Below are 7,683 nucleotides of genomic sequence, written 5' to 3'. Positions count from 1 at the left end.
GGCGGCGAGCAGGGCTGCGGCCGCGCGCAGCGCGGCCAGGTGGGCGGCCGCGTAGCGGAGGCCGTCGGGACGGGTCTGGCCGGCCTCGGTCAGCCCGAGCCGGGCCACCGCGAGGAGCTGGGCGGGGGTGCGGTGCGGCAGCACGTGCGCCGGCACCGTCGGTGGCTGAGCCGGGTTGGTCGGCATGGAACTGTCTCCTCCACGTGGCCGAGGCGGCCGGCCGGTTCGTCGCGGCCGGCGGACGCCGGGTCGAGTGGTGCGGAGGAAGACGCACCGGTGTGGTGGCCGGCCGGGTGTGGATGCTTCCCCACACCACACCCGGCCGGCGTACCGGCGGGTTCGTCGTCCGCCGCCCGGGGGTCGTGGGCGGCGGACGACGCTCCTGCCTGGTGGGACCGGGCTCGCGACTGCCCGGAACCCAGGTGCGGCCCGCGGTGCCGCACCGCCCCAGAGGCAGCGCCGCGAAACGCCACGCCCGGGAGGTTGGAACGAACGTTCGAGGCAATCGAACACTCGTTCTAACTGCTGCTGACAGTACACCCCTCCGCCGACGAAAATGCAACGTGTGACGCGCCGGACCGCCGGGAGCGTCAGCAGCACGGGGACCCGGGCCGGGACCCGGCGTGGCCGGCCGACCCGGGACGGGCGGGACCGGGAAGAATGGCCCCATGCAGCCACACCCCAACGTACGGGCCGTGCAGGACGCGCTGGCCGACGCGAAAGCCCGGGACGTCGCCGGCGCCCCCAGCGCCGTACGCCTCCTGCCCGAGGCGGTGCACACCGCGGCGGCGGCCGCCGAGGCGCTCGGCGTCGACGTCGGCCAGATCGCCAACTCGCTCGTCTTCGAGGCCGACGGTGAGCCGCTGCTCGTGCTCACCTCCGGCGCGCACCGGGTGGACATCGCCGGCCTGGCCGCGTCGATCGGGGTCACCCGGCTACACCGGGCCACCCCGGAGTTCGTCCGGGCGCACACCGGCCAGCCGATCGGCGGTGTCGCCCCGCTCGGGCACCCGCGACCGCTGCGCACCCTGGTGGACACCGCGCTCGCCGCGTACCAGGAGATCTGGGCCGCCGGTGGCGTGCCCCAGGCGGTCTTCCCGACCACCTACGACGAGTTGCTCCGGATCACCGCCGGCACTCCCGCCGAGGTGGCGTGAACGACGTCCCGGAGCTCGTCACGCTGCACGTGTGGCGGACCGCCCCGCCGGCGCTGCCCCGGGCGTTGGCCCGGATGGCGCTCGACCCGCGCCGGCTGCGCGCCACCACGGGCGTACGGTTCGGCAAGCTGCTCGGCACCGGGACCGGCACCGGCTTCGGGCCGGGCGACGCCGACCCGACCCGATGGGCGGCACTGACCGTCTGGGACTCCCCCGCCGCGGCGGCCGGCTTCGACGACACCCCCGTCGGCCGGGCCTGGGCGCGGATCGCCCGCGCCGCCGTCCGGGTCGACCTGCGCCCGCTGGCCAGCCGGGGCGAGTGGTCGCGCCGCCGCCCGTTCGGCGAACCGTCCGGCGGTCGGGTCGACGGCCCGGTGCTCGCCCTGACCCGGGCCCGGCTACGGGCCCGGCGGGCGGTCACCTTCTGGCGGGCGGTACCGCCGGTGGCCGCCGCCCTGCACGGCGCACCCGGGCTGCTGGCCCGGTTCGGCGTCGGCGAGGCCCCGCTGGGCTGGCAGGGCACGGTCAGTGTGTGGCGCGCCCCGGCGGACCTCGTGGCGTTCGCGTACCGTCACCCGGAGCACCGCGCGGCGATCACGCGTACCCCCACCGAGGGGTGGTATGCCGAGGAGCTCTTCGCGCGGTTCGAGATACGCGACGTGGTCGGCGACCGCACGGTGCTGGGCTGGGTCGGGGACGACGAGGACACCAGAGGTGGGTGGGCATGAGGTTGGTGCGGTGGACCCCGGACGATCTCGTCCGACGGCTGGACGACGTCGTGGCCGTCTACGGCGAGGCGATGGGCTACCGGACCGATCTGCTGGAGGCCCGGCGCGGCTACATCGCCACCCACGTACGCCGGCCCGGGTTCCGCGCCGTGGCCAGCCTGACCAGCGAGGGCCACCTGGCCGGGTTCGGGTACGGCTACCTCGGCGCCGCCGGGCAGTGGTGGCACGACCAGGTGCTGCGGGCGCTGGACCCGGCGGCCCGGCAGCGCTGGCTGACCAGCTGCTTCGAGGTGGTCGAGCTGCACGTCCGGCCACCGGCGCAGGGGCACGGTCTGGGTGCCGGGCAGCTTCGCGCGCTGCTCACCCTGGCCGAGGGGACCACCACCCTGCTCTCCACCCCGGAGGCTGACGAACGGACGTCGCGGGCCTGGCGGCTGTACCGGCGGTTCGGCTTCACCGACGTGCTGCGCGACTTCCAGTTCCCCGGCGACGAACGGCCGTTCGGTGTGCTGGGGCGGGACCTGCCCCTCGACCCTCCGGCCGCATGATCCGCCGGCGACTGCCCTGGGCGCTGCTGGCCGTCCTGGTGCTCGCCCAGATCTGCTATCCGCTGACCGACGGCACGCTCCGGGCCCGGCTGACCGTGCTCACCGTCGGCCTCGGCTACCTGCTCTCGGTCGGCCACGCCCTGCTCAGCCGGGGCCCACGCGCCGCGGCGGCGCTGGTCGCGGTGGCCACCGGCGGCGGCTTCGCCGTGGAGGCGGTCGGGGTCGCCACCGGGGTGCCGTTCGGCAGCTACGACTACTCCGGCGAGCTGGGACCGAAGGTCGCCGGCGTACCGCTGATCATCCCGCTGGCCTGGACCTGGATGGCCTGGCCGGCCTGGCTGGCGGCGGTACGGCTCACCACCGCGCCGGGCGGCCCGCCCGCCGCGCCCCCGGCGGCGGGTCCGGCCGCCGGCCGGCTCACGCTGCGGCGGATCGCGCTGGCCGCGACGGGGTTGGCCACCTGGGACCTCTTCCTCGACCCGCAGATGGTGGCCGAGGGCTACTGGCGGTGGCGGGACGTCGACTGGGCCCTGCCCGGCCTGCCCGGCGTCCCCGCCAGCAACTACCTCGGCTGGCTGCTCTTCGCGGTGCTGCTGATGAGCGCGCTGCGTCCGCTGGCCGGGCCCGCCGCGACGGCCACCGGCGGCCGGGACACCCCGATGTTCGCGCTCTACCTCTGGACGTACGCCTCCAGCGTGCTGGCCCACGCGGTCTTCCTGGGCCTGCCGGCCTCGGCGCTCTGGGGCGCGGCCGGCATGGGGGTGACCGCCGTGCCGCTGGCGGCGGCGCTGCTGCGCGCCCACCGGGCCGGCGGCCCGCCCCCGTGGCGACCGCAGCCCTCCGGAGTCGACGCGACAGCATGACCGCCCTCATCGCGCTCGCTCTCGGCGTGGCCGTGCTGACCGGCCACACCCTGGTCAACGCGGCCCGCTGGCTGCGCCGCCCGGCGGTGCCGCCGGACGAGGTGACCGAGGCGGTGGCGGTGCTGCTGCCGCTGCGCGACGAGGCCGAACGGGTAGGTCCGTGCCTGCGGGCGCTGCTCGCCCAGCGGGCGGTGCCGGGGCTGCGGATCGTGGTGCTCGACGACGGCTCCACCGACGGCACGGCCGACGTGGTCCGGGCGATCGCCGACGGCGATCCACGGGTCACCCTGCTCACCGGGGCGCCCCCGCCGCCGGGCTGGCTGGGCAAGCCGTACGCCTGCTGGCAGCTGGCCGACCGGGCCGACCCGGCGGCCACCGCGCTGGTCTTCGTCGACGCCGACGTGGTGCTCGCCCCGTACGCCGTGGCGGCGGCGGTCACCGAACTGCGCTCGGCCGGCGTGGCGCTGCTGTCGGCGTACCCCCGGATCGTGGCGGCGACGACGGCCGACCGGCTGGTCCAGCCGCTGCTGCAGTGGCTGTGGCTGACCTTCCTGCCGCTGCGGGCGATGGAGCGCTCGCCGCGGCCGTCGCTGGCCGCGGCGGGCGGGCAGTTCCTGGTCGTGGACCGGGCCGGCTACCGGCGAGCGGGCGGGCACGCCGCGGTCGCCGGCCGGGTCCTGGAGGACATCGAACTGGCCCGGGCGGTCAAGCGCGCGGGCGACCGGATCGCGCTCGCCGACGCCTCCCGGTTGGCCGACTGCCGGATGTACGCGGACTGGCGGCAGCTGCGCGACGGCTACTCGAAGTCGCTCTGGGCCACGTTCGGGCATCCGGGCGCCGCCGCCGTCGTGGTCGCCATGCTGCTCCTGCTCTACACCGCGCCGCCGCTGCTGACGGTGGCCGCGCTGGTCGCCGGGTCGGCGCCGGCGGCGCTGGTGGCCGCGGGGGCGTACCTGCTCGGGGTGGCCGGGCGGGTGGTGACCGCCCGGGCGACCGGGGGCCGGTGGTGGCCCGACGCGCTGGCACACCCCGTGTCGGTCGTGTTCCTCGGTTGGCTGACCCTGCGGTCGTACCATCTGCGGAAGCGGCGCCGGCTCTCCTGGCGGGGCCGCCCGGTCAGCTAGGAGGCGCGTGATGGCGCGGATCGTGGTCGTCGGCGCCGGGGTGGGCGGGCTGGCCACCGCCGCCCGGCTGGCCGCCACCGGGCACGAGGTGACCGTGTTCGAGCGGGCCGACACGGTCGGCGGCAAGCTGGGCCGATACGTGCACGACACCCCGGCCGGCCCGTTCCACTTCGACACCGGGCCGAGCCTGCTCACCCTCCCCGAGGTCTTCGCCGACCTGTTCGAGGCGACCGGGGCGAAGCTCGACGAGTACCTGGACCTGGTGCCGCTGGACCCGATCGTCCGCCACGTCTTCCCGGACTCCTCGACGCTGGACTCCTGCGCCGACCCGGCCGAGTTCGCCACCCGGATCGGCACGGCCTTCGGCGACCGGGCGGCGGCCGACTGGCAGCGGCTCTGGCGGCGCGCCGCCCGGGTGTGGGCGGCCTCCTCCCAGGACGTGCTGCGCCGCCCGATCGACTCCCCGCGGGACCTGGCGGCGCTGGCCTGGCGGCTCGGCGACCTGGCCGCCATCGCGCCGGGGCAGACGCTGCGCGGTCTGGGCCGCCGGCACCTCACCGACCGGCGGCTGCGGATGCTGCTCGACCGGTACGCCACGTACACCGGCGCGGACCCGCGTCGCGCACCGGCCGCGCTGGTCGCGGTCCCGTACGCCGAGCTGACGTACGGCGGCTGGTACCTGCGCGGTGGACTGGGCACCCTCGCCGACGCGCTGCTCTCCCGCTGCCTGGACCTCGGAGTGGTCGTGCAGACCGGTACCGCGGTGACGCGGATCGACGCGGCGGGCGGCCGGGTGCACGCCGTACGCCTCGCCGGGGCCACCGCGCCGGTCCCCGCCGACGTGGTCGTGGCCAACTGCGACGCGCTCACCCTCTACCGGGACCTGCTGCCCAGCCCGCGCCGGCTGGCCGGGCTCACCGACCGCAGCCTGGCCGGGTTCGTGCTGCTGCTGGGGGTGGCCGGCGCCAGCGGGCTGGCCCACCACAACGTCTTCTTCCCCGCCGATCACGACGCCGAGTTCGACGCGGTCTTCGGCGACCCGGGCCGGGGAGTACGGGCCCGCCCGGCGTCCGACCCGACGGTCCTCGTCACCGTCGCCGACGATCCACTGGTGCGGCCGGACGGTCACGAGGCGTGGTTCGTGCTGGTCAACGCGGCACGCCAGGGCACCTCGACGGGCGCGGTGGACTGGCGTCGGCCCGGCCTCGCCGAGGCGTACGCCGACCGGGTTCTGGAGGTGCTCGCGGCGCGCGGCGTCGACGTGCGGGACCGGCTGCTGTTCCGGGAGATCCGTACCCCGGCCGACCTGGACACGTCGACCGGCGCACCGGGCGGGGCGATCTACGGCACCGCCGGGGGCCTGCTCCGGCCCGCCAACCGTGGCCCGGTGCACGGGCTGTGGCTCGTCGGCGGCTCCGGTCATCCGGGGGGTGGGCTCCCGATGGTCACCCTCTCCGCCCAGATCGTCGCCACCGACATCGGCCCCGCCGCGTAGCGCCCGGCCGGGCGCCGCCGCGTAGCCCACGGTCGGCGCCGTGCGCCGGAGCAGCGGCGCACCGGCGGCGGGTCAGCCGGCCTCGATCAGGGCCCGGCGGACGGCGGCGAGGAGCTGACCCAGCCCGAAGCCGGCGAGCAGCACCCAGACCGCGGCCGCCATGGTGATGGTGCCGGCCGCGAGATCCGGCTCGATCAGCCCGGCCAGCCCCGCCACCAGCAGCCCGCCGAGGGCGACCAGGACCCGGGTGGGGCGCTCCCCCACCGTAACCGCGCCGATCTCCCGCATCCCGGCGGAGACCGCCCGGGCCCGCACGTACTCGTGCAGCCAGGAGAGCGCACCACCCGCCGCCGCCAGCGCGCCCGGCGCGCCGACCAGCCAGAACGCCACCAGCCAGGCCGCCTCACCGATCCGGTCGGCCACCGAGTCGTAGACGTAGCCCAGCCGGGTGGTGCGGCCGGTGACCACCGCCACCGCGCCGTCGACACTGTCCGCCACACCCGCCAGCAGGACGAACAGCGCCCCGAGGAAGGGCCCGTCGACCGGCCGCACGGCGAAGACCGGCACACAGACGCAGAGCAGCACGCCGGCCACCGTCACCGCGGTGGGACCGACCCGGATCCGGCCCAGCACGTACCCGACGTGGTAGGCGAAGCGCAGCCAACCGCGCACCACGGGGGCGGCCTTGCGCGGGTCGAAGCCCCCGTGCAGCCGCGCCCACGCCGTGGCGTACTCGTCCCAGTTCAGCTGTGTGCCCACCACTGACCAACCGTCCGAGCCCGGATCAGGTGTCGCCGGGTGTCACGTACGCGCCTGCACGCGGAGGTTCTGCCAGACCTCCCGGGTGGCGGTGGACCGGTTCAGGGTGATGAAGTGGATCCCCGGCACGCCCTCGTCGAGCAGCCGACCGCACATCTCGCTGGCCTGCTCGACGCCGAGCCGGCGGACCGCCTCGGCGTCGTCGGCCACCCGCGCGAACCGCTCGGCCAGCGCGGGCGGGAAGGGCGCCCCGGAGAGCTGGACGGACCGCTCGATGGTGGCCATCCGGGTCACCGGCATCACGCCGGCGAGGATCGGGGTGTCACAGCCGGCGGCGGCCACCCGGTCGCGCAGCCGCAGGTAGTCGTCGGCGTCGAAGAACATCTGCGTGATCGCGAACTCGGCGCCGGCCCGGCACTTGCGGACGAAGTACTCGGTGTCACTTGTCACATCGGGCGAGCGCGGGTGCTTGTAGGGGAAGGCGGCGACGCCGACGCTGAAGTCACCGGCCCCGCGGATCAGCTGGACGAGCTCCTCGGCGTAGAGCACGCCCTCGGGGTGGGGAACCCACTCGCCGCCCGGATTGCCCGGGGGGTCGCCGCGCACCGCGAGCACGTTGCGCACCCCGACGCCGGCCAGCCGGCCGATCACGTGCCGCAGCTCGGCGACGGAGTGGTCGACCGCGGTGAGGTGGGCCATCGGCAGCAGCGTCGTCTCGGTGGCGATCCGCTCGGTCACCGCGACTGTGGTGTCCCGGGTCGAACCGCCGGCGCCGTAGGTGATGGAGACGAAGGACGGCCGCAGCGACTCCAGCTCCCGGATCGCCTGCCAGAGCAGGCGCTCACCCTCGGGTGTCTTGGGTGGGAAGAACTCGAACGAGAAGGCCGGGAAGCCGGCGACCCGGAGCGGGCCGAGGCCGCGGGCGTGGTGTTCCCGCGGGTGCGGCTGCCAGCCGCGCATCACCCGACCGAGGGCCACCGCCGTCGTGCCGACGAGGGTGACCACCGCG

8 protein-coding genes and 1 pseudogene are annotated in these 7,683 nt (G+C 76.2%); 6 read left to right on the top strand and 3 right to left on the bottom strand.

Annotation, left to right across the window (positions count from 1 at the left end):
- Nucleotides 1-186 (bottom strand): annotated as a pseudogene (locus tag E1211_RS28630) (chromosome segregation protein SMC); the annotation flags it as partial.
- A gap of 482 nt (nt 187-668) precedes the next feature.
- Between E1211_RS28630 and E1211_RS28625 the strand changes: the two are divergent.
- Genes E1211_RS28625 through E1211_RS28600 form a run of 6 tightly spaced genes read left to right on the top strand, consistent with a single transcriptional unit; the run spans nt 669 to nt 5,915 of the window.
- Nucleotides 669-1,157, top strand: a complete 489-nt coding sequence (locus tag E1211_RS28625; protein ID WP_132352771.1) for a YbaK/EbsC family protein — start codon at nt 669-671, stop codon at nt 1,155-1,157.
- Nucleotides 1,154-1,885 (top strand): monooxygenase, encoded by a 732-nt coding sequence (locus E1211_RS28620; protein ID WP_132352769.1) that lies wholly within the window; start codon nt 1,154-1,156, stop codon nt 1,883-1,885. The genes E1211_RS28625 and E1211_RS28620 overlap by 4 nt, the downstream gene beginning before the upstream one ends.
- Complete coding sequence (locus E1211_RS28615; protein ID WP_132352767.1) at nt 1,882-2,433, top strand: GNAT family N-acetyltransferase; 552 nt, start codon at nt 1,882-1,884, stop codon at nt 2,431-2,433. Before E1211_RS28620 ends, E1211_RS28615 begins: the two co-directional genes overlap by 4 nt.
- Complete coding sequence (locus E1211_RS28610) at nt 2,430-3,296, top strand: carotenoid biosynthesis protein (protein WP_132352765.1); 867 nt, start codon at nt 2,430-2,432, stop codon at nt 3,294-3,296. Before E1211_RS28615 ends, E1211_RS28610 begins: the two co-directional genes overlap by 4 nt.
- Complete coding sequence (locus tag E1211_RS28605) at nt 3,293-4,420, top strand: glycosyltransferase family 2 protein (RefSeq protein ID WP_132352763.1); 1,128 nt, start codon at nt 3,293-3,295, stop codon at nt 4,418-4,420. Before E1211_RS28610 ends, E1211_RS28605 begins: the two co-directional genes overlap by 4 nt.
- Before the next feature lie 10 nt (nt 4,421-4,430).
- Nucleotides 4,431-5,915, top strand: a complete 1,485-nt coding sequence (locus E1211_RS28600) for an NAD(P)/FAD-dependent oxidoreductase (RefSeq protein WP_132352761.1) — start codon at nt 4,431-4,433, stop codon at nt 5,913-5,915.
- Between the two features lie 72 nt (nt 5,916-5,987).
- Here the strand turns inward: E1211_RS28600 and E1211_RS28595 are convergent, their stop codons facing one another.
- On the bottom strand, nt 5,988-6,677 hold the full coding sequence (locus tag E1211_RS28595; RefSeq protein WP_132352759.1) for a CDP-alcohol phosphatidyltransferase family protein: 690 nt from the start codon (nt 6,675-6,677) through the stop codon (nt 5,988-5,990).
- Between the two features lie 39 nt (nt 6,678-6,716).
- Complete coding sequence (gene metF, locus E1211_RS28590) at nt 6,717-7,634, bottom strand: methylenetetrahydrofolate reductase [NAD(P)H] (protein ID WP_132352773.1); 918 nt, start codon at nt 7,632-7,634, stop codon at nt 6,717-6,719.
- Nucleotides 7,635-7,683 lie beyond the last annotated feature (49 nt).

It is taken from the genome of Micromonospora sp. 15K316 (assembly GCF_004348525.1).
Lineage (GTDB): Bacteria > Actinomycetota > Actinomycetes > Mycobacteriales > Micromonosporaceae > Micromonospora.
The sequence above is the reverse complement of the archived record's forward strand: the minus strand, read 5'-3'. Positions and strand labels throughout refer to the sequence as shown.

Coding starts and splice junctions, on each gene's coding strand:
- E1211_RS28625 (WP_132352771.1), top strand. CDS start 669: ATGCAGCCACACCCCAACGTACGGGCCGTGCAGGACGCGCTGGCCGAC.
- E1211_RS28615 (WP_132352767.1), top strand. CDS start 1,882: ATGAGGTTGGTGCGGTGGACCCCGGACGATCTCGTCCGACGGCTGGAC.
- E1211_RS28610 (WP_132352765.1), top strand. CDS start 2,430: ATGATCCGCCGGCGACTGCCCTGGGCGCTGCTGGCCGTCCTGGTGCTC.
- E1211_RS28605 (WP_132352763.1), top strand. CDS start 3,293: ATGACCGCCCTCATCGCGCTCGCTCTCGGCGTGGCCGTGCTGACCGGC.
- E1211_RS28600 (WP_132352761.1), top strand. CDS start 4,431: ATGGCGCGGATCGTGGTCGTCGGCGCCGGGGTGGGCGGGCTGGCCACC.
- metF (WP_132352773.1), bottom strand. CDS start 7,634: ATGCGCGGCTGGCAGCCGCACCCGCGGGAACACCACGCCCGCGGCCTC.